This window comes from Pelagibacterium limicola (assembly GCF_015694405.1).
Lineage (GTDB): Bacteria > Pseudomonadota > Alphaproteobacteria > Rhizobiales > Devosiaceae > Pelagibacterium > Pelagibacterium limicola.
This window is the reverse complement of record NZ_JADQDB010000001.1, coordinates 424173-448191: the sequence shown is the minus strand read 5'-3', so window position 1 is coordinate 448191 and position 24019 is coordinate 424173. Positions and strand designations below refer to the sequence as shown.

22 protein-coding genes are annotated in these 24019 nt (G+C 60.6%); 15 read left to right on the top strand and 7 right to left on the bottom strand.

Translation table 11 applies throughout. The features are described 5' to 3' along the window. Positions 1-183 precede the first annotated feature (183 nt). The 7 genes from I2G20_RS02205 (at position 184) to I2G20_RS02175 (ending at position 9561) form a co-directional block, all read left to right on the top strand. The gene (locus I2G20_RS02205; RefSeq protein ID WP_343070298.1) at positions 184-1776 is read left to right on the top strand and encodes a cytochrome ubiquinol oxidase subunit I; all 1593 of its coding nucleotides are present in this window, start codon (positions 184-186) and stop codon (positions 1774-1776) included. A gap of 12 nt (positions 1777-1788) precedes the next feature. After that, a complete protein-coding gene (gene cydB, locus I2G20_RS02200) occupies positions 1789-2937 on the top strand; it encodes a cytochrome d ubiquinol oxidase subunit II (RefSeq protein WP_196258030.1) in 1149 nt (382 codons plus the stop codon). Positions 2938-2949: 12 nt separating this feature from the next. Next, positions 2950-3051, top strand: coding sequence for a cytochrome bd-I oxidase subunit CydX (gene cydX, locus I2G20_RS02195; protein ID WP_196258029.1), 102 nt, complete (start codon positions 2950-2952; stop codon positions 3049-3051). Positions 3052-3318: 267 nt separating this feature from the next. Next, complete coding sequence (gene metH / locus I2G20_RS02190; protein WP_196258028.1) at positions 3319-7071, top strand: methionine synthase; 3753 nt, start codon at positions 3319-3321, stop codon at positions 7069-7071. A 90-nt stretch (positions 7072-7161) separates the two neighbouring features. Then, a complete protein-coding gene (gene folD / locus I2G20_RS02185) occupies positions 7162-8049 on the top strand; it encodes a bifunctional methylenetetrahydrofolate dehydrogenase/methenyltetrahydrofolate cyclohydrolase FolD (protein ID WP_196258027.1) in 888 nt (295 codons plus the stop codon). Positions 8050-8126: 77 nt separating this feature from the next. After that, complete coding sequence (locus I2G20_RS02180; protein ID WP_196258026.1) at positions 8127-8309, top strand: hypothetical protein; 183 nt, start codon at positions 8127-8129, stop codon at positions 8307-8309. A 160-nt stretch (positions 8310-8469) separates the two neighbouring features. Further along, on the top strand, positions 8470-9561 hold the full coding sequence (locus tag I2G20_RS02175) for a mechanosensitive ion channel family protein (protein ID WP_246472755.1): 1092 nt from the start codon (positions 8470-8472) through the stop codon (positions 9559-9561). Positions 9562-9592: 31 nt separating this feature from the next. On the opposite strand, the gene I2G20_RS02170 is transcribed toward I2G20_RS02175, so the two are convergent. Next, positions 9593-10171 (bottom strand): PRC-barrel domain-containing protein, encoded by a 579-nt coding sequence (locus I2G20_RS02170; protein ID WP_196258025.1) that lies wholly within the window; start codon positions 10169-10171, stop codon positions 9593-9595. On the opposite strand from I2G20_RS02170, the gene I2G20_RS17140 reads away from it, so the two are divergent. From I2G20_RS17140 to I2G20_RS02140, 7 genes are read left to right on the top strand one after another with little or no spacing between them, the layout of a single operon-like run. Further along, positions 10170-10337 (top strand): hypothetical protein, encoded by a 168-nt coding sequence (locus tag I2G20_RS17140; protein WP_207747499.1) that lies wholly within the window; start codon positions 10170-10172, stop codon positions 10335-10337. The two genes, I2G20_RS02170 and I2G20_RS17140, sit on opposite strands and share 2 nt — an antisense overlap. Positions 10338-10369: 32 nt before the next feature. Continuing rightward, positions 10370-10702, top strand: a complete 333-nt coding sequence (locus I2G20_RS02165) for an ArsR/SmtB family transcription factor (RefSeq protein ID WP_196258024.1) — start codon at positions 10370-10372, stop codon at positions 10700-10702. A gap of 14 nt (positions 10703-10716) precedes the next feature. Then, positions 10717-11217, top strand: a complete 501-nt coding sequence (locus I2G20_RS02160; protein WP_196258023.1) for an arsenate reductase ArsC — start codon at positions 10717-10719, stop codon at positions 11215-11217. A gap of 8 nt (positions 11218-11225) precedes the next feature. Then, entirely contained in the window at positions 11226-12296 is a 1071-nt protein-coding gene (arsB, locus tag I2G20_RS02155; protein WP_196258022.1) for an ACR3 family arsenite efflux transporter, read from the top strand. Positions 12297-12299: 3 nt separating this feature from the next. Further along, the gene (locus tag I2G20_RS02150; protein ID WP_196258021.1) at positions 12300-12710 is read left to right on the top strand and encodes an OsmC family protein; all 411 of its coding nucleotides are present in this window, start codon (positions 12300-12302) and stop codon (positions 12708-12710) included. After that, the gene (gene arsC / locus I2G20_RS02145; protein WP_196258020.1) at positions 12707-13129 is read left to right on the top strand and encodes an arsenate reductase (glutaredoxin); all 423 of its coding nucleotides are present in this window, start codon (positions 12707-12709) and stop codon (positions 13127-13129) included. Before I2G20_RS02150 ends, arsC begins: the two co-directional genes overlap by 4 nt. Before the next feature lie 49 nt (positions 13130-13178). Beyond that, positions 13179-13886 (top strand): hypothetical protein, encoded by a 708-nt coding sequence (locus I2G20_RS02140; RefSeq protein ID WP_196258019.1) that lies wholly within the window; start codon positions 13179-13181, stop codon positions 13884-13886. On the opposite strand, the gene I2G20_RS02135 is transcribed toward I2G20_RS02140, so the two are convergent. From I2G20_RS02135 to I2G20_RS02125, 3 genes are read right to left on the bottom strand one after another with little or no spacing between them, the layout of a single operon-like run. Beyond that, entirely contained in the window at positions 13883-14761 is an 879-nt protein-coding gene (locus I2G20_RS02135; protein ID WP_196258018.1) for a transglutaminase family protein, read from the bottom strand. The two genes, I2G20_RS02140 and I2G20_RS02135, sit on opposite strands and share 4 nt — an antisense overlap. Beyond that, a complete protein-coding gene (locus I2G20_RS02130) occupies positions 14761-17127 on the bottom strand; it encodes a circularly permuted type 2 ATP-grasp protein (RefSeq protein WP_246472753.1) in 2367 nt (788 codons plus the stop codon). The genes I2G20_RS02135 and I2G20_RS02130 overlap by 1 nt, the downstream gene beginning before the upstream one ends. 36 nt (positions 17128-17163) lie before the next feature. Next, a complete protein-coding gene (locus tag I2G20_RS02125) occupies positions 17164-20502 on the bottom strand; it encodes a transglutaminase family protein (protein WP_196258016.1) in 3339 nt (1112 codons plus the stop codon). A gap of 135 nt (positions 20503-20637) precedes the next feature. On the opposite strand from I2G20_RS02125, the gene I2G20_RS02120 reads away from it, so the two are divergent. Next, a complete protein-coding gene (locus tag I2G20_RS02120) occupies positions 20638-21270 on the top strand; it encodes a trimeric intracellular cation channel family protein (protein ID WP_196258015.1) in 633 nt (210 codons plus the stop codon). Here I2G20_RS02120 and I2G20_RS02115 read toward each other — a convergent pair. From I2G20_RS02115 to I2G20_RS02105, 3 genes are read right to left on the bottom strand one after another with little or no spacing between them, the layout of a single operon-like run. Continuing rightward, the gene (locus tag I2G20_RS02115; RefSeq protein WP_196258014.1) at positions 21252-22391 is read right to left on the bottom strand and encodes a succinylglutamate desuccinylase/aspartoacylase family protein; all 1140 of its coding nucleotides are present in this window, start codon (positions 22389-22391) and stop codon (positions 21252-21254) included. The genes I2G20_RS02120 and I2G20_RS02115 overlap by 19 nt on opposite strands. A gap of 5 nt (positions 22392-22396) precedes the next feature. After that, entirely contained in the window at positions 22397-23152 is a 756-nt protein-coding gene (locus I2G20_RS02110; RefSeq protein WP_246472751.1) for an ABC transporter permease subunit, read from the bottom strand. Then, a complete protein-coding gene (locus tag I2G20_RS02105; RefSeq protein WP_196258013.1) occupies positions 23153-23986 on the bottom strand; it encodes an ABC transporter permease subunit in 834 nt (277 codons plus the stop codon). Between the last annotated feature and the right edge of the window lie 33 nt (positions 23987-24019).

Sequence of the window (24019 nt, the reverse complement as noted above, 5' to 3'; positions counted from 1 at the left end):
ATGTTACCCTACGCCGACGAGCCAGCGTAGACCTCCTTTCTAGGACAAGTCGCCGCTGCGGCGCCTTGATCCAAGTCAACGCGGGCAATCGGGTGTATGTTTAAGTTGCATCCTGTAGACGAGCTGTCGGAGCAGGTATTGCGCTCCGGGTTCGTCGTGATTGGACAAGGGCGAACGACAATGATCGATCAAACCGTCGTGGATCTCTCGCGCCTGCAATTTGCGGCGACCGCGATGTACCACTTCCTGTTCGTCCCGCTCACGCTTGGGCTCTCTTTCATGATGGCAATCATGGAGAGCGTCTATGTGATGACGGGGCGGGAAATCTGGCGCAAGATGACCCTGTTCTGGGGCACGCTTTTCGGCATCAACTTTGCCATGGGTGTGGCTACAGGCATCGTCATGGAATTTCAGTTCGGCATGAACTGGTCCTATTACAGCCATTACGTGGGCGATGTGTTTGGCGCACCGCTCGCTATTGAGGGCCTAATGGCCTTCTTCCTTGAAGCGACTTTCATCGGGCTGTTCTTCTTTGGATGGGACAAGCTCTCCAAGGTCGGGCATCTCGTCGTCACATGGCTCGTGGCGCTGGGGGCGAATCTCTCAGCACTCTGGATTCTTGTTGCGAACGGCTGGATGCAGTTTCCGGTCGGCTCGACCTTCAATCCAGATACGATGCGCATGGAAGTCACCAACTTCATGGAGGTGATCTTCAATCCCGTTGCCCAGGCCAAGTTCGTTCATACGGTGAGCGCTGGCTACGTTACGGGGGCGGTATTCGTACTGGGGATCAGCGCGATATTCCTCTTGCAGAAAAAGCATCGCGATCTCGCAATCCGCTCAATGGTCGTGGCATCGAGCTTCGGCCTCGCGGCGGCTCTTTCGGTGGTCGTACTGGGTGACGAGAGCGGATATGTCGCGACCGAGCACCAGAAGATGAAGATCGCGGCGCTCGAAGCGATGTATCACACCGAGGAAGCGCCGGCGGGCCTCTCGATCGTTGCGTTCCCTCGGGCTGACGGTACCGTCTGGGAACTCAAGGTTCCCTGGGTGCTGGGCCTCATCACAACGCGCTCGTTCGATACCCAACTACCGGGCATAGACGATCTTGTTGTCCATGCCGAACAGCGTATCCGCGACGGGCTGGTTGCCTATGAAGCGGTCGAAGTTCTCAAGACCGACAGGCAGAACGAGGAGGCCCGGGCGGCAATTGCCGAAACTTGGCCTGATCTCGGCTATGCGCTGTTGCTCAAACAGTATCGCACCGACATCGAAAACGCCACCGACGCCGAAATTGCCCAGGCCGCACTCGATACCGTACCGGATGTCTGGCCGCTGTTCTGGACCTTCCGGCTGATGGTTGCGATCGGGTTTTTCTATATCGCATTCTTTGCGCTCGCCTTCTGGAAGGCGTCGCGGGGCACGATCGAAAAGCACAAGTGGTTCCTTTATGCCGCTGTGGTTACGCTCCCATTGCCCTGGCTTGCAGCGGAAGCGGGTTGGCTGATCGCCGAATACGGACGGCAGCCTTGGGCCATCGAGGGCGTATTGCCGACCTTCTATGCGGCATCGGGCCTTACGGTGCTCGACCTCGTGCTCAGCATCACCTTCTATGTGGCGATTTACACGACACTCCTGGTCATCATGGTCATCCTGATGGTCAAGGCCATCAAGGCCGGACCCAAGGATTATCTTGCCATTCTCAACGGCGAGGCCGAGCCGGAAGAGGTGGAGCCGAAGGCCATGCCAAAGCCGTCAGCGGCACCTGCAGAATAAGGAGAAGGACAGATGGACTTCATACCTATCGACTATGAGACTCTACGCCTGATCTGGTGGGCGCTGCTGGGTGTGCTGCTGATCGGGTTCGCGATCATGGGCGGCATGGACCTGGGCATCGGCGCGCTGCTGCCCGCCGTTGCCCGCACCGACGAGGAGCGGCGCGTGCTGCTCAACCTCTCGGGGCCCACCTGGGAAGGCAACCAGGTGTGGCTGATCCTCGGAGGCGGCGCGATCTTTGCCGCGTTCCCGCCGCTTTACGCGGTGTCGTTCTCGGGGTTCTACCTTGCGATGATCGTCATTCTGCTGGCGCTGATCCTGAGGCCCGTCGGCTTCAAGTTCCGCGGCAAGATCGCCGATCCGCGCTGGCGGAATACGTGGGACTGGGGGCTGGTTGTCGGCGGGTTCGTACCAGCGCTGATCTTCGGGGTTGCCGTGGGCAATGCCCTGCTTGGCGCACCGTTCAACCTCGATGATACGCTCCGGCCATTCTACTATGGCAATTTCTTCCAACTCCTCATGCCTTTTGCGCTGCTGTGCGGGTTGGTGAGTCTTTCGATGCTGCTGGTGATGGGCGCTGTGATCATCGCCAAGCGGACGGAGGGCGTGATTGCCGAACGGGCAAGCCTTTACGGGCAGTGGGCGGCGCTTGCCGCGATAGTGCTGTTCGCGCTCGGCGGCGTCTGGATCGCCTTCGGAATCGATGGCTACGTCATTACCAGCGCGGTGGTGACTGATGCGCCCTCCAATCCGCTGACCAAGACGGTCGTGCGGCAGACGGGCGGATGGCTGAGCAACTATAGCGCCCATCCCTGGATGATCGTTGCGCCGCTGCTCGGCTTTGCCGGGATGGCGGGCGCGTGGTTAGGCTTGCGGCTCAAGCGCAATATAACGGCTGTCGTGGCGGCTGGGGCCGGCGTTGCCGGGATCGTCGCCACGGCAGGCCTCTCGATGTTCCCCTTCTTTCTGCCGAGCTCGTACAACCTAACAGCTAGCCTGACGGTTTGGGACGCGTCGTCGAGCCACCTGACGTTGTTCATCATGCTGATCGCGACGCTTATCTTCATGCCGATCATCCTTCTCTACACCACATGGGTGTTCAAGGTGATCAGCGGGCCGGTGTCGACCAAGTCGCTCGGTCGTAACCCCAACGCATATTAAGGAGAAACGCTAGTGTGGTATTTTGCATGGATCCTGGGCGTGGGGCTGGCCTGCAGCTTCGCCATTCTGAACGCGATGTGGTTCGAGATGCGCGAGGATGCGCGGAACAAGTAAGCTCTCCCCCTATTAAGGGTGGTTGACGGCGGGCGGCGCTCCAAGAGGACGCCGCCCGTCGCCGTTTCGAGGCAAGCGCCGTTGCCCTATGATCCCCCGGGGCGAAACTGCTTGATCGTTTCATTGACATAAAGATATCTTTATGTCTTTGTGTCTGGTGTTTCGAGGTAATCGCGTTGGATCGTCGATATGTGCAACTTGCCTGGCTGTACGCATGGAGGCGCAGTTCAGTCGCCTGTTGAAACGGGAGGCGGGACGGCTTCGCGCATGGAGATTGCCGCGGCGCGACCAGGCAGTGGGGCCTTGCGCAGGGCGAGCGAAGGGGCGGAAGTGCTCGCCGCACTTACAAAGGCGGCGCGCGAACGGATATTGATCCTCGATGGCGCGATGGGGACGATGATCCAGCGCCATACGCTGGGAGAAGCGGATTTCCGGTGCGAGCGGTTCAAGGATTGGCACAGGCCGCTTCAGGGCAATAACGATCTGCTGGTCGTAACGCGGCCCCAACTGATCGAGGATATCCATTTCGATTATGCGATGGCCGGGGCCGACATTCTCGAGACCAACACGTTCTCGGGTACGACGATCGCGCAAGCCGACTACGGGCTGGAAGAGCTGGCCTATGAGATCAATCTCGAAGGCGCACGGGTGGCCAAGCGCGCGGCGGCGCGCGCGGAGGCTGCGGACGGCAAGCGGCGTTTCGTTGCCGGGGCGGTGGGCCCGACCAATCGGACGGCCTCGATTTCGCCCGATGTCAACAATCCCGGATACCGCGCCACGAGCTTCGACCAGTTGGGCATCGCCTATGGCGAGCAAATCGAAGGGCTCATCGATGGCGGAGCGGATCTGATCCTGATCGAGACGATCTTCGACACCCTCAACGCCAAGGCCGCGGTTTTTGCGGCCGAAGAGGTATTCGAGAAAAAGGGCATCCGCCTGCCGGTGATGATCTCGGGTACGATCACCGATCTTTCCGGGCGCACGCTATCGGGGCAAACGCCGACGGCATTCTGGTATTCGCTGAGGCACGCAAAGCCCTTTACCGTGGGGCTCAATTGCGCGCTGGGCGCCAATGCGATGCGTGAGCATGTGTCGGAGATTTCCAGCATCGCCGATACGCTGGTCTGCATTTATCCCAATGCGGGGCTGCCCAATGAATTCGGACAGTATGACGAGACGCCCGAGTTCATGGCCGAGCAGATCGAGGGTTTTGCGCGCGACGGGTTCCTGAACATCGTCGGCGGGTGTTGCGGTTCGACGCCCGAGCACATCACGGCGATTGCGGAGGCGGTGGCGAAATATCCACCGCGAGAAGTGCCGGAAATAGAGCGGCGGTTGCGGCTTTCGGGGCTCGAGCCCTTTACGCTCACCGACGACATTCCGTTCGTCAATGTCGGCGAGCGGACGAACGTTACGGGTTCGGCAAAATTCAGGAAACTGATTACGGCAGGGGACTACACCGCCGCGCTCGATGTCGCGCGCGACCAGGTGGAGAACGGCGCGCAGATCATCGACATCAACATGGACGAAGGGCTGATCGACAGCGAGAAGGTGATGGTCGAGTTCGTCAATCTCGTCGCGTCGGAGCCCGACATCGCGCGCGTGCCCATAATGCTCGATTCATCGAAATGGGAAGTGATGGAGGCTGGGCTCAAATGCGTGCAGGGCAAGGCGGTCGTCAATTCCATCTCGATGAAGGAAGGCGAAGACAAATTCCGTGAGCAGGCGCGGCTCTGCAAACTCTACGGCGCGGCTGTGGTCGTCATGGCGTTCGACGAAAAGGGGCAGGCGGACACCAAAGATCGCAAGGTGGAAATCTGTACGCGCGCCTATCGCATCCTTGTCGATGAAGTCGGATTTCCACCCGAGGACATCATCTTTGATCCAAACATTTTCGCTGTAGCGACGGGGATAGAGGAGCACGACAATTACGGCGTCGACTTCATCGAGGCCGCGCGCGAGATCGTCGCGACGCTTCCGCATGTGCATGTTTCGGGCGGCGTCTCAAACCTTTCCTTCTCCTTCCGCGGCAATGAGCCGGTCAGGGAGGCGATGCATGCGGTTTTCCTCTACCACGCCATCCACGCTGGAATGGACATGGGCATCGTCAATGCAGGGCAGTTGGCGGTCTATGAATCGATCGATCCCGAACTGCGGGAAGCCTGTGAGGACGTGGTGCTTAACCGGCGGCCGGACTCGACCGAGCGGATGCTGGAACTGGCGGAGCGCTACAAGGGCGCAGGGGGCAAAGAGGCCAAGGAGAAGGATTTAAGCTGGCGCGAAAAGCCCGTCGGCGAGCGGATTTCGCATGCGCTGGTCAACGGGATCACCGAATTTATCGAGGCCGATACCGAGGAGGCACGGCAGCATTTCGACCGTCCGCTGCATGTGATCGAAGGTCCGCTGATGGACGGGATGAATATCGTGGGAGACCTGTTCGGCTCGGGCAAAATGTTTCTGCCACAGGTGGTGAAATCGGCGCGTGTGATGAAGCAGGCAGTGGCTTATCTCCTGCCCTTCATGGAGGCCGAGAGCGACGGCAGACGGCAGAGCGCGGGCAAGATCCTGATGGCGACGGTCAAAGGAGACGTCCACGATATCGGCAAGAACATCGTGGGGGTTGTTTTGGCGTGCAACAATTACGAGATCATCGATCTGGGTGTCATGGTGCCGAGCCAGACGATCCTCGAGACGGCGCGGCGGGAAAAGGTCGACGTGATCGGACTATCGGGGCTCATTACGCCATCGCTCGACGAGATGGTGCATGTGGCGGCCGAGATGGAGCGCGAGGGATTCGATATCCCTCTTCTGATCGGCGGCGCGACGACATCCCGTATACACACGGCGGTCAAGATTCACCCCAAATATCACCGCGGGCAGACGATCTATATCAAGGACGCTTCGCTGGCCGTGAGCGCAGTTTCAAAGCTGCTATCGCGCGATGCGGCCAACGATTACGTCAAAACGATCAAACAGGAATACGAACAGGTCGCGGAAAAACATCGCCGGGGCGAGGCCGAGAAGCAGCGTATGCCACTGGCCGCCGCGCGCGCGAATGCGTTCCAGCCGACTAAAATGTATACACCAACGACGCCATCATTCCTCGGAGCCAAGGCTTACCAGGACTGGGATTTGGCCGAACTGGCGCGTTATTTCGACTGGACGCCATTCTTCCAGGCTTGGGAATTCAAAGGCACGTATCCCAAGATTCTCGAGGATGAGCGTCAGGGGGAGGCTGCGCGCCAGTTGTTTTCCGATGCCCAAGCCATGCTGGAAAAAATCATTGCCGAGAAGTGGTTCACGCCCAAGGCGGTCGTGGGGTTCTGGCCGGCGAACCGGGTCGGAGACGACGTGCGGCTCTTTACAGACGACAGCCGGACGGACGGCCTTGCGACGTTCTTCACCTTGCGCCAGCAACTCACCAAATCGGGCGAGCGGCCCAACGTGGCGCTGGCCGATTTCGTCGCTCCGGAGGGTTCGCCCGATTATCTGGGCGGGTTTTGCGTCACGGCAGGATTCGAGGAAATCGAGATCGCCCAGAAATTCGACGCGGCGCACGACAACTATTCCTCCATTCTCGTCAAGGCCCTGGCCGACCGGTTTGCCGAGGCCTTTGCCGAGCGGCTGCACGAGGTGGTGCGCAAGGAATTGTGGGGCTATGCGGCGGACGAGACGTTTGCGCCCGAGGAACTGGTGGCGGAGCCCTATAAGGGAATCCGGCCCGCGCCGGGCTATCCGGCTCAGCCTGATCATACTGAGAAAACCACGCTGTTCAGGTTGTTGGAGGTGGAAAAGGAGATCGGGGTCAAGCTGACCGAGAGCTATGCGATGTGGCCGGGATCGTCGGTCTCGGGACTCTATTTCGCGCATCCTGAAAGCTATTATTTCGGGGTTGCCAAGGTCGAGCGCGATCAGGTTGAGGATTATGCGCGGCGCAAGGGCATGGCAGTGGGCGAAGTCGAGCGCTGGCTTGGGCCGATCCTCAATTATACGCCCGGTGGCGAGAAGGCGGCAGGGTAGGTTGCCACCATTGAATGTATACATTCATGGCTCGACATCAATCGCAAGAGTCTCTATTAAGCCGGTGACACTGAAAGCCGGGGAGAGACCATGACTGCCACTGTCATTGACGGGAAGGCGCGGGCTGAAGACCTTGTGACGGAGGTAACCCAACGCGCCGCGAAACTCAGGGCCGAGCACGGCGTGATCCCCGGTTTGGCGGTGATCATAGTGGGCTCCGATCCGGCCAGTCAGATTTACGTCAGTTCTAAATCACGTCGCGCAGCGGCGTGCGGCTTTCATTCGGTGCAACGTGATTTGCCCGAGGAAACGAGCGAAGCGGACCTGCTGGCCGAAGTGGTGCGGCTCAATGCCGACCCCACCATTCACGGCATTCTCGTCCAGCTGCCGCTGCCCCGGCATATCGATGCGGGGAAGGTTATCCAGGCGATTGCGCCGGAAAAGGACGTCGACGGGTTTCACTTCATCAATGTGGGCAAGCTCGGAACGGGTGAGACCGAGACCGCGCTTGTGCCCTGCACGCCGGCGGGGTCTATGCTGCTCATCGAAAAGGTGCTGGGCAAGGACCTTTCGGGGAAAACGGCAGTGGTTGTTGGACGATCCAACATCGTGGGCAAGCCGATGTTCAACCTTTTGCTCAAGGCCAATGCCACGGTGACCATCGCGCACTCGCGAACCCCCGATCTGCCTGCACTTTGCCGGACCGCGGATATTCTGGTCGCGGCCATCGGGAAACCGGAGTTCATCAAGGGCGACTGGATCAAGCCCGGGGCTGCGGTGATCGATGTGGGCATCAACCGGATCGATGCGCCGGAAAAGGGCGAAGGGAAGACACGGATCGTTGGCGATGTCGACTATGCCGGCGCCTTGAAGGTCGCCGGCGCCGTCACTCCGGTTCCAGGAGGCGTAGGCCCGATGACGATCGCCATGCTTATGGCCAACACGCTCCGCGCCGCCGAGCAATCCGTTACAGGCTGATGACGATTTGATCGAGGTCAAATCGTTCTGAACGATACCGGGTAGAATTGGCCCCTAAGCAATGGAAAGGGGCCGATATGCCTGCTGAATCTTTTGTCGTCCTAATCGCAGTTTTAGGTGTTTTCGGAGCCTTTGGCCTTGTCTTGGCCTATGTCGATTCCATAGCCAGCGCGCGGGCCATCACTTTTGAGGAAGAGCAGGCGGCCCGCCTCGTGGCGACCCCTAGGCCAAAGCCAGTGGAACTGAAACGCGCGGCCTGACCGGCGGGTCATTTCCCCAAACTGACATGAAAACCATATGCTGGTCGGCAGCTTTGCCGACCGGCCTTTTCCTATTGCGCGGCTATCGACAAGCGGCGCTAAGGAACACGTGGCCTTGGACGGGCGTTGCCAAACAGCATCACCGTTCGAGGGATAGAGTTTGGCCGAATTCGTCGCATATCTGGAGTGGCTGCCGCAGCCTGCGGTCGCGCTCCTGATTTTTCTGGTTTTTGGCGGCATAGCGCTGCTGATCCATCATTTCCTGTTCAAAGCGGTGATGCGGGCCACCGCCAAGTACGACCTGTTCTGGCGGTCGCTGGTGAGTCGGACAAAAGGGCCCACACGCATGGCCACTTTGGTGATCGGCTTCATGTGGGCGGCCTCGGTGGCACCCATCGGCGGATTTGCGGCGCTGGTGTCTCAGACCCTCAACGTGCTGCTGATCCTGCTCGGTGCATGGATCATCAAGACGGCGGTCCATATCTGGTCGACGCTCCACCTCCGTCGCTTCAAGCTCGATGCAGAAGACAACCTTTTGGCGCGAAAGCACGCCACGCAGACCCGCATCCTGCTCAAGGTGTTCAACATACTGGTCTATATGGTGGCGCTCAGCCTGGCGCTCATGACGTTTGACGACGTCCGCCAGCTTGGCCTCAGCATTCTGGCATCGGCGGGTGTCGCGGGCATCGTGCTTGGCCTTGCTCTTCAGCCTGTGCTCAAGAACCTCCTGGCGGGCATTCAACTTGCCATCACCCAACCCATCCGGATCGACGACGCTTTGCTTGTGGAAGGCGAGTGGGGGAATGTGGAGGAAATCACGGCGACTTACGTGGTGGTCAGGATATGGGACCTGCGCCGCCTGATCCTGCCGCTCTCCTATTTCATGGAGAATCCCTTTCAGAACTGGACGCGCGAAGGCGCGGCGCTACTCGGGAATGTGATGATTTACCTCGATTATCGCGCGCCTATCGAGCGCATCCGCTCCAAGGTGGAGGAAATCACTGCTTCAAGTCCGCTTTGGGATGGAAAAGTTGCCGTGACGCAGGTCACCGATTTTCGGGAGCAGGTGATGGAAGTGCGCATCCTGGTCAGCGCGTCTAATGCGGGCAGGGCGTTCGATCTGCGCTGTCTCGTGCGCGAGCAATTGGTCGATTTTCTGCAGAAGGAGCATCCTCAAGCATTGCCCCATATGCGCCACCTGGCGCTTATGGAGCAAGGCAAGGGCATGGAAAGCCCGGTGGATGCCCTTTAGTGCTGCCCGATAATGAGCGTCCGGCCGAGACTTATGGGAGTGGTGCGCGGTTGAATTCCGGCGCATCCTCGAACTGCTGTTCGGTCAGCTCCGCGCGCAGGTGATTGGCACCCTGAGGTGGCCACCATTGCGGTGTGCCCTCGGCTGGCGCGTCCGACCCATCACCCTCGGGCACCACCGTCAGGGCCGCGAATGGGATTGCGACCTGACGGCTACCAATCCCCAGAAATCCACCGATGTCGACAACCACGGCGGCTAACCGCCCATCGGCGTCGATCAGCAGTTCGCTTACAGTTCCGACATTCCGATTGCCTGCGCTCCAGACCTCGAGCCCGATGATATCGTTCGTGGAGAGCAGGCCGGTGCCATCGGTGATAACCGCACCGTTTCCCGCTCCAGGCAGAAGCGTTTCATCCGGCTGCGTCGCTTCGGGCGGTTGTTGCCCGCCCGGCGTCAGGTGCGGTGGCGGTGTGCCTGGCGATGAGGGGCCCGGCAGTTCGGGTGCCTGCTGCGCGTGCTGTCCCGTAACAGGTTCGGAGGACTGGCCGTACACAGCGGATGCAAGGCCAGCGACGAGGAGACAGGAGGTGAAAATCAGGCGGGTCGTCATGGTTTTTCCCGGTAATAAGGAGGACACCAAGGCCAACGATACCGGGCATCCTTCGTTCCACGGTTTCGGGACGTCCGAACGCCGCGCCGGACCGGGTGCCGCATTCGTTTCGGCTAAGCCTCCAGGCGACTACGTGCTGCTTGCGGGAGGAGGAAAGGCGTGCTAGCTATCAATCAATAAATCTGGATTTTTGGATATATGGATAAATCAGTGGCACTTTCCGCACTTTCTGCGCTTGGTCAGGAAACGCGGCTTGAGATCTTCCGGCTCCTCGTTCGAGCCTCTTCCGAGGGCGTCCCCGCGGGAGATATAGCCACCCACCTGGGGACCATGCAGAACACGACGTCCGCTCACCTCAAAGTGCTCACCCATGCGGGCCTTGTACGCGCCGAGCGGGACGGACGCATTATTCGTTATCATGCCGACATGACCGGGTTTCGCGACCTCCTGGCCTTCCTTATGGAAGACTGCTGCAATGGGTCGCCCGAGCTGTGCCAGCCGGTGATCGAGGCTATTACCTGCGGTTGTTGAACGGAAGAACGGTCATGAGCAACACCCCCTATAACGTCCTCTTTCTCTGCACGGGAAATTCCGCGCGCTCCATCATCGCCGAAGCACTGCTCAATCGCGACGGCGGCGAGCGGTTCCGCGCTTTCTCCGCCGGTAGCCAGCCCAAGGGTGAAGTTCACCCCTTTACGCTTGATCTCCTGAGGAGCCTCAAGATCGATACCGGATTTGCCCGCTCGAAAAGCTGGGACGAATTCGCCGGGCCGGGCGCGCCGGAATTCGATTTCATCTTTACTGTCTGCGACAACGCGGCGGAGGAGGTCTGTCCGGTGTGGCCGGGCCACCCCATGACCGCCCACTGGGGCGTCCCCGATCCTGCTGCCGCTGAGGGAACTGAAGCGGAAAGACATTACGCCTTCGCCGAAGCCGCACGCCAGTTGAGCAACCGTATTTCCCTGCTAATGAACCTGCCTATCAAGAGCCTCGACCGGCTCGCGCTCAAATCCCACCTCGACGAAATCGGCGATACGAAAGACTAAGAGCCACCATGACAACCGATATTGCAGCGCCCGCCCCCGTAGGCGGCATTGGATTTTTTGAAAAATGGCTTTCGGTCTGGGTGGCCGGATGCATTGTCGCGGGTATTGCGCTGGGCAATTTCGTACCGGGGCTGTTTGCCGTGCTCGCCGGATTTGAATTCGCATCGGTCAACTTCGTTGTCGCGGTGCTGATCTGGGCGATGGTCTATCCGATGATGGTGGCGGTCGATTTCACCTCGATCGGGCAGGTGGGCCGGCAGCCGAAGGGTCTGGTGCTCACGCTGGTTATCAACTGGCTGGTCAAGCCGTTTACGATGGCGATCCTGGCGGTGCTGTTTTTCAATTTCATCTTCGCGCCCTTCATCGATCCGGCGGATGCGCAGCAATATATTGCGGGGCTGATCCTGCTCGGCGCCGCGCCGTGTACGGCGATGGTGTTTGTGTGGTCGCAACTCACCAAGGGCGATCCGAATTACACGCTGGTACAGGTTTCGGTGAACGACGTCATCATGGTGTTCGCCTTCGCACCCATCGTCGCGCTGCTGCTGGGGCTGACCGAACTGACCGTGCCGTGGGAAACGTTGCTGCTTTCGGTCGGGCTCTATGTGATCATCCCGCTGATCGCGGGCATCATCACGCGGCAGACGATCCTTTCGAATGGCGGCGCGCATCCCGAGACGCGCCTTGCAACGTTTAACCGGCGCATAAAGCCGTTTTCCATCATCGGTCTTCTGGCGACTGTCGTTCTGCTGTTCGGGTTTCAGGGGCAGGTCATTCTCGCCAATCCGCTGGTGATCGTGCTGATCGCTATTCCGCTACTGATCCAGTCCTACGGGATTTTCGGCATCACGTTCTGGGCCGCATGGAAGTGGAAGGTGCCCTTCAATGTCGCCGCACCGTGTGCGATGATCGGGACATCGAATTTCTTCGAGCTCGCCGTAGCCGTGGCTATTTCGCTGTTCGGGTTACACTCGGGCGCGGCTCTGGCGACTGTCGTCGGCGTGCTGGTCGAAGTGCCCGTCATGCTCTCGCTGGTGGCATTTGCCAACGCCAACCGTCATCGGTTTGTGGAAGGCTGAACGATGCTGGAATACCGCGTTTCCGCCAAGCGGGTCGACGATCACGGTAGTGTTGCGACCACGAAATCTGCTGAAGTCTTGCTTGATACAGATCTTGAGGGGCGCCAGGACGCTTTCAACCCTGTGGAATTGCTGCTCGCGTCTTTGTCGGCTTGCATCCTGAAGGGCATCGAGCGGGTGGCGCCCATGTTGAAGTTCGAGTTTTCCGGCGTCGATGTTTCGCTGCACGCGGTCAGGCAGGACGCCCCGCCCAAGCTGATTTCGATCGATTACGAGATCGTCGTGGAGACCAATGAGCCGGATCGGCGGCTTGACTTGCTGCATACCAATGTCCGCAAATACGGGACCATCTCCAATACGCTGGCCGACGCCGTTGCGCTGAACGGCGCCATCCGCCGCAAGGAAAATCCATGACCATTACGATCTATCATAACCCAGAATGTGGCACCTCCCGCAATACGCTGGCGATGATCCGCCAATCGGGCGAGGAGCCATTGATCATCGAATATCTAAAGGCCCCGCCGTCTCGCGAAAGGCTGGTCGATCTCATTGCGCGGTCCGGGCTTACGGTTCGCGAAGCCATGCGGATCAAGGAAGCGCCCTATGGAGAGCTTGGCCTCGACGATCCGACGTCCACCGACGACCAACTGATCGACGCGATGCTGGCCCACCCCATCCTCATCAACCGCCCCTTCGTCGAGACGCCCAAGGGTGTACGCCAGTGCCGCCCGTCCGAACTCGTGCTCGATATCCTGCCCAACCTCGATATCGGCCCCTTCATCAAGGAAGATGGTGAGGTGGTGATCGACGAAAACGGGAGGCGCGTCGTCTGATCGGTCCCGCAAGCAGTGAACCGGCTCGCTGGCGGGGCGTTAGCCAGCCATGATTGGTCTTAGTGCGGCCGGGGCAGTGGGGTTTGCGCTGATCTGCATTTTTGCGGGTCGGCTAAGCCTTGTGTGGCGACTTGATCGTAACGTCTGGCGCAGTCTCGCCGGGGGCGTGGCGACCGCCTACGTGTTCGTCTTTCTCCTGCCCGAACTCAGCGCGCATCACAGGGCCATCGAGGAACAATTGTTCCAGCGCGCTTCGGCTTCGCTTTACGCGCTCGTGCTGCTCGGAACGTGTTTTTACTACGGGCTCGAAGTGTTCCTGTCCCATTCCGAAGGACGAACCTATCAACGGCTGGGCTTTTGGGCGCACACGGCGGGATTTTCTCTCTACTACGCGCTGATCGGGTATTTTCTGCTGCGGCGCGAGGACCAGAGCGTTGGCGGCGAGCTGATCTACTTTCTGGTGCTGGGTCTGCACGCCTTTGCGCTCGACATTGCCTTTCGCGAGCAAAACCATGATCTCTACGACCGCTATGGACGGTGGGTCATGGCCGGAAGCGTACTGGCAGGGTGGGCAATCGGCGTTGCCACCATTGTGCCGGACGTCTTTGCGGGTATGGCGTTCGCATTGCTGGCAGGCGGGATGATCCTCAACGTCTTGAAGCAGGAACTCCCCGCCGGCGGAGAAGGGCGATATCTGCCCTTCATTGCCGGGGCAACGATCTGTACGGCGCTGCTGATGATCGCCGGATTTCTCTAGGCGACTTCTAGGACGTCGACGGCCTGCGAAGCTTCGTGACCGCCGGCGCTACGCAGGACACCGACGATGGGAGCGACGTCGGAATAGTCGCGGCCGTAACCGATGACGATGTGGTCCTGCCCCGCGCGGATGGCATTGGTCGGATCGAATTCGATCCATCCGGCCTCCTCCCCGCACCAGACCTTGACCCAGGCGTGCATCGCATCCGCCCCTTCGAGACGTGGCTTTCCCTCGGGCGGGATGGTCCGCAGGAAGCCGCTGACATAGCCGGCCGGTATGCCAAGTCCGCGCAGCCCGGCGATCATGATGTGCGCGAAATCCTGACAAACCCCGCGCCTGAGCGAAAACGCTTCGGCAACCGGGGTATCGACGAGCGTCGCATCGCCGTCATAAGCGAAGTCCTCGTGGATGCGCAGGCACAGATCGTTGGCGGCTTCCTTGACGGTGCGGGTATTTGAAAGGCTCTGGCGGGCGTATTCGGTAATAGCCGGATCGATCGAGATCCGTGGGCTCGGGCCGGTGTAATGATGGGGTGCGGTCGCACTCATGTCCCAATTGGCGGCGAGCTGGGCGGAAAGGCCGGCAAGATCGGGCGAAAAATCGATCGTCGCGTCCCGGCGCGTCACCTCGACGCGAGCGGCCATGGCGATTTCCAGCTTGTCGTGGGGCTGGCGATAGGTGAGGGAGACGACGCGGGAGCCGAAGAAATCGGCGAACTCGGAATGCTCGGTGGGTTGCGGCGCGAGATCGAGGCTCGAGGCAATGACACGCTGTATTCCCGGCAAGGTGATGGGGAAGACGCGGACGAGATGGCGGCCGCCCGACACCGGCGCGTCATAGGCGTATTCGAGTTTGAGCCGAATATCGTACCGCATTAGAAATAGGTTTCCGCGATGAGGTCCGAAATCCCGGCGAGACCGGAAGCAGCGTTGACCAGCATCGACATCGTGACGGACTCGGCTTCAATGACGGCGAGTTCGGTCTGGAGCCTGAGCGCGGCCTTGGCGGGGGAGGAGAGTTGTCCGTCGGTGTACCCGCGTGGAAGTTGCTTGAGCTGCTCGAGCAATTCAGTGAGCTGGAACATGACCGATCGCGGATTGAGTGGGTCGGTAATGAGCAGTTCGATGGCGCCGAACTTGCCGTGGCCGTAGCCGTAACGGCGACGGTGAGTCATGACGCTGTCGCCGATTTCAAGCAGCATTTCCACCGCACCGTCGGGGGCGGCTGGATCGCAGAGCCAGGTGGCGATTTCAGCGATCTGTATGCCGCGCTCGAGGCGGCGTCCGATCTCGAGGAAGCGCCAGCCGGCGAAACGGTACATATTTTCGTGGACAAGGCCGGAAAAGCCCGCGAGCTTGCGTAGCAACACGGTCATGGCGCGGGTGGCGTCGTCACCCGGCTTGATGGTGCGCTTGAACCGACGCGCGGTCTTTTGCAGATCGGTCAAGGCCAACCAACCGTCGGGCGAGAAACGGTCACGGATTTCGCTCGCCGAGCGCACAGCGCCGTCGATGATCGCGAGAAGGCCGTCGGGGACGGCTTCACTCGTGTCCACGCCGGCTGGCTCGATGTATTTTCGCGTGGCCTCCAAAAGAGGCGTGTCGCTGTGACCGAGTTCGGCGAGGCGCAGATGATAGGCCCGGAGGATGCGGACGGTGGCCTCGCAGCGCTCGGCATAACGGCCGAGCCAGATGAGATTGTCCCCGGCGCGGCTAGGCAGGTTGCCTGAGGGGTTGCGTTCAATGGTCTTCTTGCCGGTCGAGAGCAGGGAAACCTGCTCGACGGGCTTGTCGCTGACCACCCACACATCAGCAGCATATCCGCCGCGCTGCATGGCGATCGCGGAGGTATCGAGCGAATGGCCAATGCGTGCGAAACCGCCGGGCATGATCGACCAGCCCTGTGGGGTGCGGGCGGCATAGACGCGCAGGGTAACCGGGCGCGGTTCAAGCGCACCATCCATGTGGACGGGAGCCGTCGAGAGACTTACCGCTTCCTGCGCGACGTAAGCGCCAGGATTGGCCTCGATACGAGCGAGCAAATCCTCCCGATCGGCTTCGGAAAGGCGGCCTGCGTCCAGAGTGCCCTGCGAATCATCGATAGCGAGGAGATTGGAGAGGGCGGAGCCCACGAGCATCGTATCGATGTTCTGGAACACGTAATCGCGCGCCTGTTGGCTGCCGCACCACCATGTGGCGATATTGGGCAAAAGGAGATCGGTGCCCAGGCGGGCCTGGGCAATGGCGGGGAGGAAGGCTCCCAACGCCCGGGTTTCGAGTATCCCGGCGCCAAGTGAATTGACGAAGCCGACAGTGCCACGGCGAACTGCTTCCACGAGGCCGGGGGTGCCGATGTGGCTCTCCTGCCGCAATTCGAGCGGATCGGTGAAGTCGCCATCGAGACGGCGCCAGAGGACAGAGATCGGCTTGAGGCCCGACACCGTGCGCACCATCACTTCGCCATTGACGACAACGAGATCTTCGCCCTGCACCAGCAGGAAGCCCAGATATCGGGCGATGTAGGCGTGCTCGAAATAGGTCTCGTTGAGGGGTCCGGGGGTAAGGATCGCTACACGTCCACCACCGCTGCCGCCCATTTCGGTGAGGCTATCGCGGAAATCGCGGAAAAAACTGGCCAGGCGATGCACATGGAGCGAGGAATAAATATCGGAAAAGGCACGTGTGGTTGCCACGCGGTTTTCGAGCGCGAAGCCGGCACCGGAGGGGGCCTGAGTGCGGTCGCCCAATACCCACCAGCGGCCATCCGGACCTCGGCCCAACTCGAAGGCGCAAAAATGGAGATGATAGCCCGACATGGGCCGCACCCCGGCGAGCGGGCGAAGAAAGGCGGGGTTCTCCGCGACCAGTTCAGGCGGCAAGAGGCCTTCGCGGATGAATGTGTTGTCGCTGTAGATATCGGCGATAACCTGTTCGAGCAGATCGGCCCGCTGGGTGAGACCCGTTTCGATGTGCTGCCATTCGGTATCCGAGATCAGCAGCGGGATATGGGCCAGCGGCCAGTCGCGCTCGCCTTGGCCGTTGCCTTCATACATGCGGTAAAAGACGCCGGCGTCGAGCAGGTATTGATCGGCGTGCTGGAAGCGGGAGATGCGCTCCTCGGCCCCCATCGCGTCGAGCGCCGACATGAGCGCGATCCATCCGGGCCGAACCGAGCCGTCCGGGGCCACCATCTCGTCTGGGATGCCGGAAATCGGGCGATAGGCACCGATAAGATCAGGCATCTTGCGTGCCCCTGTACCGGCTGAGCGTTTTTCCATCTAGAACCACTGCTGAGGTCGCCTCAGATCCAGCGTCAGAGGGAATTCGGGCGCAGGCACTTCGGTCGGAAGTTCGTAATTGCCCGCACTATGTCCGGCGGGCACAAAGCGCGCAAGCCGCCTTGCCTCGGCCTCGTTGGCATTCACAGGAAAAGTCTCGTAGTTACGGCCTGCCGGGTGGGCGACATGGTAGGTGCAGCCTCCGACCGCGCGGCGGGTCCAGGTGTCGTAAACATCGAACGTCAGCGGCGTATCGACCGGGAGCACGGGATGAAGCCCCGAGGCCGGTTGCCAGGCCTTGTAACGCACACCGGCCACACTGGTTCCGGGTGACCCGGTGCCTCGCAGTGGAACAGGGCGACCGTTGCAAGCAACGGCGTAGCGCTCGGGGCTAGCGCCGTCGAGTCTGACCTGAAGCCGTTCGACTGAAGAGTCGACATATCGCACGGTGCCGCCAATGGCGCCGGTTTCACCCATGACGTGCCAGGGTTCGAGCGCCTGGCGGATTTCGAGGACGTGCCCCGCAACTTCGATTTCGCCACAGAACGGGAAGCGGAATTCGAGTTGGGCGGCGAACCAATCGGGTGCGAGTTCGAAGCCATGCGCGCGCAGATCCTCGAGCACGTCGAGGAAATCTGTCCAGACGAAATGGGGGAGCATGTATTGATCATGCAGCCGCGTACCCCAACGGATGAACTTTCCCTGGAGCGGCGATTTCCAGAAGCGGGCGATGAGCGCGCGGATGAGGAGTTGCTGGGCAAGGCTCATGCGGGCATTGGGCGGCATCTCGAAGCCACGAAACTCGACAAGGCCGAGACGGCCCGTAGTACCATCGGGGGAATAGAGCTTGTCGATGCAGATTTCGGCGCGGTGGGTGTTGCCGGTAACGTCCACGAGGAGATTGCGGAAGAGGCGGTCGACGAGCCACGGCACAGGGGCATCGCCCTCACCAGGAGCGGGGACTTGGGCGAGCGCGATTTCGAGTTCGTAAAGGCTATCATGGCGGGCCTCGTCGATGCGCGGGGCCTGCGAGGTCGGGCCGATGAAGAGGCCTGAGAAAAGGTAGGACAGCGAAGGGTGCCGCTGCCAGTGCAGGACCAGCGACTTGAGGAGGTCGGGGCGGCGCAGGAAGGGGCTGTCGTTCGGCGTCTCGCCGCCGACGACCACGTGATTGCCGCCACCGGTGCCGGTGTGCTTTCCGTCGATCATGAACTTGTCGGCGCCAAGTCGCGACTGCCGCGCCTCCTCATAGACCGCCTCAGTGGTGGCGACGCATTCGGCCCAGCTGACCGATGGGTGGATGTTGACCTCTATGACGCCGGGATCAGGGGCGACGCGGATGACATTTAGGCGCGGGTCCGATGGCGGGGCATAGCCTTCGATGTGGACGGGAAGCCCGAGCTTTTCGGCGGCAGTTTCGGCAGCAGCGACGAGTTCGAGATAGTCTTCGAGCCTCTCGGTGGGCGGCATGAACACGGTGAGGCGACCATCGCGGGGTTCGACGGAAAGGGCCGTGCGAACGGCGCCTTCAATGTCGGAAATCTGCTGCTCGATGCGCGTCTGCTGAATGGTCTCGTCGGCGGTGAAGCGGGCTTCTGGTAGGTCCTTTTCGTCGGGTCTGGGCAGCACAGAATCGCGCGGGGGCAGCGCCTTGCGCGGGATCGATGGATCCTCAGGCACAATATGGGGATAGCTGGTTGCTGGAACGTAGGGAAGCGCGCCGAGGGGCAGGCGGTAGCCAACGGGGGAATCGCCAGCGACAAGGAACAGCTTGCCGCGGCGGGTTTTCCAGACCTCGGTAACCCATCGCGAAGCCTGCGCGGGCGCATTCCATTTCTGGACGGGGAGCACATAGCCCGTCGGTTCGTTCAGACCGCGCTCAAAAACGCGGGTCATGCGCAGGCGCTCTTCGGGGTCCTTGAGTTTGGGATTGGTGGGGTCGACGTTCTCTGGGAGATTGCCTTCCTTGAGCACCCAATCGGCGGGGTCCTCATAGGCAGGCTGGACGGCGGAGCCATCGAGGCCCAACGCATTGGCAAATTCGGTGAGATAGGCTTTTGCCTCGTTCGCGGTAGGCGATGCGTCCGAGGTTTCCCGCGCGATGAGTTCAGGATTTTTCCAGACTGGTTCACCGTCCTTGCGCCAATAGAGCGAGAAGGTCCAGCGGGGCAGGGTTTCGCCGGGATACCACTTGCCCTGCCCGTAATGGAGGAAGCCGCCGGGCGCGAATTTGTGCTGCAGGCGTCGGATGAGAATATCGGCCTTTTCGCGTTTGGTCGGGCCGACGGCATCGGCGTTCCATTCGGGGCTCTCGAAGTCGTCGATGGAGACGAATGTGGGTTCGCCGCCCATTGTGAGGCGGACGTCCATCTCTTGCAGAGCCGCATCGACCCTGTGGCCAAGGGCGTCGAGTTGGGTCCAGCTCTCTTCCGAAAAAGGCTTGGTGATACGGGGGTGTTCGGCGACGCGCGTGACCTGCATGTCGAAGGCGAAATCGACATTGGCAAAGCTCGCCACACCGGAGATCGGGGCAGCGTTTGAATAGTGCGGGGTAGCCGAAAGCGGGATGTGGCTTTCGCCGGTTAGAAGTCCGGAGGTTGGATCGAGGCCTACCCATCCAGCGCCGGGAAGATAGACCTCACACCAGGCGTGCAGGTCGGTGAAATCGACATCGGTCCCCGAAGGGCCGTCGAGAGCCTTGAGGTCGGGCTTTAGCTGGATGAGGTAACCGGAAACGAAACGGGCAGCGAGTCCAAGATGGCGCAGGGTCTGGACTAAAAGCCAGCCGGTGTCGCGGCAGCTTCCCTTGGCCTTTTGCAAGGTTTCCTCGGGCGTCTGAACGCCAGGCTCCAAGCGCACGATATAGCCAATCTCGCGCTGCAGGCGGGCGTTGAGATCGACGATAAAGTTGACCGTGTTCCGGGGCGTGCGATCGATGGATTCGAGGAACTGGCGGAAGAGGATTCCGAGGTTCGGATCGGGCTGACGATAGATTTCGAGATCGGGGGCGATCTGATGGGGATAACTGAACGGCCAGATTTCGGCTTCCGGTTCGACGAAGAAATCGAACGGGTTGTAGACCGTCAAATCGGCGATCAGATCGACCTCAATCTTCAGTTCTGACACGGGTTCGGGAAAGACGAAGCGGGCGAGGAAATTGCCGTAAGGATCCTGCTGGACGTTCACGAAGTGGTTGGACGGCGTGACCTTGAGCGAATGGCTCAGGACCTTGGTGCGGGAGTGCGGGGCGGGCTGGAGTCGGACGATCTGAGGGCCGAGGGTGACGGGGCGGTCGTATTTGTAATGGGTGAGATGGTAGATCGCGGCTTTAATCGCCATAGACTATCGCTCCAGAGACTTCCCACACTCGCAAAGCAACGATAGCGGTAAAGCCTGTCGCTGTGCAATCGCGCTTGAGCGCCCTCGGCGTGACGACCATTCTGGTGCTGCCGAGACCAACCCGGGGATAGTGGAATGCTTCTTTATACGGTTTTCGTGATCGCGCTGGCCGCAGAGTCGATGACGGCAGCGCTGGCTGCCGGGCGGCGCAACATGGACTGGTTCGGGGTGTGCGTCTTGGGCTGCGTGACCGCACTGGGCGGGGGGACCACGCGCGACGTGCTGCTCGGGCACTACCCGCTTATCTGGGTGCAAGAACCTGCGCTTCTGCTGGTGACGGTCGCAGCCGCGCTGTTCACCATTGCCGTGGCGCGGTTCATGGAGCGGCTGAAGATGGCCTTTCTGCTGCTCGACGCACTCGGGCTGGTTGTGTTCACCGTGACGGGTTGCATGGTGGCAATGGAGATGGGCCAGCCGGTTCTGATCGTCATTGTGGCGGGGATGATTACCGGGTGCGTGGGCGGCGTGTTGCGTGATGTTCTATGCAACGATGTGCCGCTGCTCTTTTCCGGTGAACTCTATGCCACCGTTTCGGCGGTGACCGCATGCATCTATTTCTTTGGTTTGCAGGCGGGCATCCAGGCCGATGTCATTACAGTCGCTGCTATCGCAATCGGGTTCACGCTGCGAGTGCTGGCGATTGTTTTCAAGATCGAGATGCCACGTTTTGTCTATGCTCCGGTCAGGGATCAATCCTCGAGGAGGTAGCCCTGCCGCTCGGGGAGCGGCTCGGTGCCGACGATCTTGGCGATCGAGGTGCCCGGGAGAACGTATTTTTTGGTGCAACGCGAGATGACGCGGCCCGAAGTACCGGCAAGAATCGGGGTGCGCCCGATGAAGGCCTGCGGGCCGTCGAGGGCGATGAGATCGGCGACGGGCTGGCCTTTTTCGATCCAATCGCCGAGCTCGACCCGATAGGCGAGAAGACCGGGCTTCGACACGCGGAGCATTTGCGTGGCCGAGAGCGGCAGTGGCGCGGGGGCAGGTTCGGGCCTTGGCGGCAAGGGCAGATCGATGAAGCCCTTGGCAATGAAGAAGGCGAAAAGGTTCTCGGCGTCCCTTTTGCCCAGCATATCGAACACATCGTGCTGGCCGCGATATTCAAGAGTTGCGGCCCGGGCCGAGAAGGGGATGGGTTTGCCTGGATAAGCGGCGCGGAGGCGGGTCCAGAGCGAGGGCCAGACTTCGTCGAACGAGCCGCCACCGGAATCCTCGGCAGTCAATTGGGCGACCGAGCCCATCCAGTCCGCGAGTTCGGCCAACTCCTTCATCGAATCGGGGGTGACGAACAGGTGTGGCAGGGCTTCATCGTCGCAATGGAGATCGAGCACGTAATCGGCGTCATAGGCTTCGCACATGACGCGGTGGCGGAGCTTCTGCATCGCTGTTTGGGGTGTTTGCGCATCGAGCCAGTTCTTGACCGCCTTGCGGATCGTGCGGACGTTGGCCGATGGGTCGTCGGTGAGCTGGGGCCCAACTCCTCCGCCCACCGCCGCGAAGAGATCGGGCCAGCGGCGGTTGAAGTTGGTGCCCGAGCGGGCGTCGTAGCGACCGAGATGGGTTTCGGACTCGATGCGGCTCATGCCGAGGGGGTTGACCATCGGGAAGATCGAGAACCGGGCATGGAGCTTGCCGTCCTTGTCGGCCTTTTCTAGCAGTGGCAGCAGGTGATGGATGGCCATGATGCCGGGCTGTTCGTCGGCGTGGAGCGCGGCTTGCATATAGATTTTAATCGACGCGTCGGTGGGGCCGACCCGGAAGTGCGTGAGTTCGGCACTCGATCCGGGAGCGTCGGCTTCGACGCGCGATGTTATGCGTTCGAGAGTCATAGGATTTACCGGAGATATTTCGGGCCGAAGCGAAGTTTCGGCTTGGCTGTTTCGAGCGACGTATGGCGCATGAGGCGTTCATAGATACGTCCGAAGACAAAGAAAATTACCAGCGATATGGCGAGAAACCACAGGGCAGCCATAGAGAAGTGTAAGACGGCATTATAGTCGCGCTCGAACAGTTCCCTGGCCTTGCTCATGATGTCCTTCTGGTCGCCAATGACGGGCAGGGTGAAGTAAATCAGCGCCGTGCAGTGAAAGACGAATACCACCTCATTGGTATAGGCAGGCCAGGCAATACGAATTGTATTGGGCCATGTGACGGTACGGAAAACCTGCCAGGAAGACATGCCATAGGCCCGTGCGGCCTCGAGTTCACCGCGCGGCACGGTGCGCAACGCGCCATAGAAGATTTCAGCGGTGTAGGCCGTGGTGTTGAGCACGACGACAAGCGGCCCGATGAAGAGCGGATGCATCATCAGCCACGATATGCCCATCGGCCGCCACCACACGGGGTTCAGCGCCAGCATGATCGAGTAAAACATGAAAAGCTGGATAAAAAGCGGTGACCCACGGAAGGCATAAATGCAGCCGGCACAAAGCTTTGAAACGACCGGATTTCGTGAATTCTTGCCGAAGGCAACCAGTAGCGCGAGCACGAAGCCTGCGGGCAAGGCAGTGACGGTGAAGTAGATGTTGAACAGCGCCGGATAGGCAAAGACGCCGAACTCTGCCCAGAAATTTGCGAGGATTTCCATCATCTAACCCTCCACCGGCATACCGCGCCTTGCCCAGACGGTAAGGCGGCGGAACACGCGTTCGGAGATGAGGGTGACGAGAATATAAAAGACGAAAAGGGCGATGTAATAGGTCCAGCGCCAGTCGCCATGCACAAGGCCCGCCTGAGGCAGGAAATTGGGGGCACCCAATTGACCGGCCCACCAGACGATATCGCTGATCTGGAGCAGCGAAAGCAGTGACGTTGCCTTGATAAGCAACATCCAGACATTGGAAATGCCTGGTAGGGCATAGACCCACATCTGGCGGACCTGGATGCGCAGGAGCACCTGCAAATTGCTCATGCCGTAGGCGCGGGCGGCTTCAAGCTGGCCCTTTGGCACCGCGCGCATGGCGCCGTGGATGACGTTGGCCGTGAAGGCGCCGTAGACTATGCCGAGCGAGAAGCAGGCAAGGATCAGGTATTCGTTGGTCGAAAGCAGCCAATTGGCTTCGCGGCAGGGCGGCCAGGGCGCCTGGCTGGCAGCGATGGATTCCGGGGTGCAGACGTGCAGCGACCAGACCCACTCGACCGATTGCTCGAAGGCGAGGGGGAAAAAGAGGAAGAACAGGACATCAGGGATGCCGCGCACCATCGCCGTATAGGCGTCGCCGATAAGTCGGAGCGGTGCAAAGCGCGAGGATTTGAGAACCGCACCGAGCAGACCGAAACCCAGCGCCAGCAACGCTCCGAACACGGCGGCGAAAATGGTGAAGCGGAAACTTGCGTACCATTGCAGGTGCTTGCCGTTGGTCAGGTAGGCCAGCCAGAAGGCAATGTCCTCTCCTACCCATTGCGCTAGCCAGGTTGCGTCCACGCGGTGAGCCCGTCTCTGGAGGTCGGGGGAGGG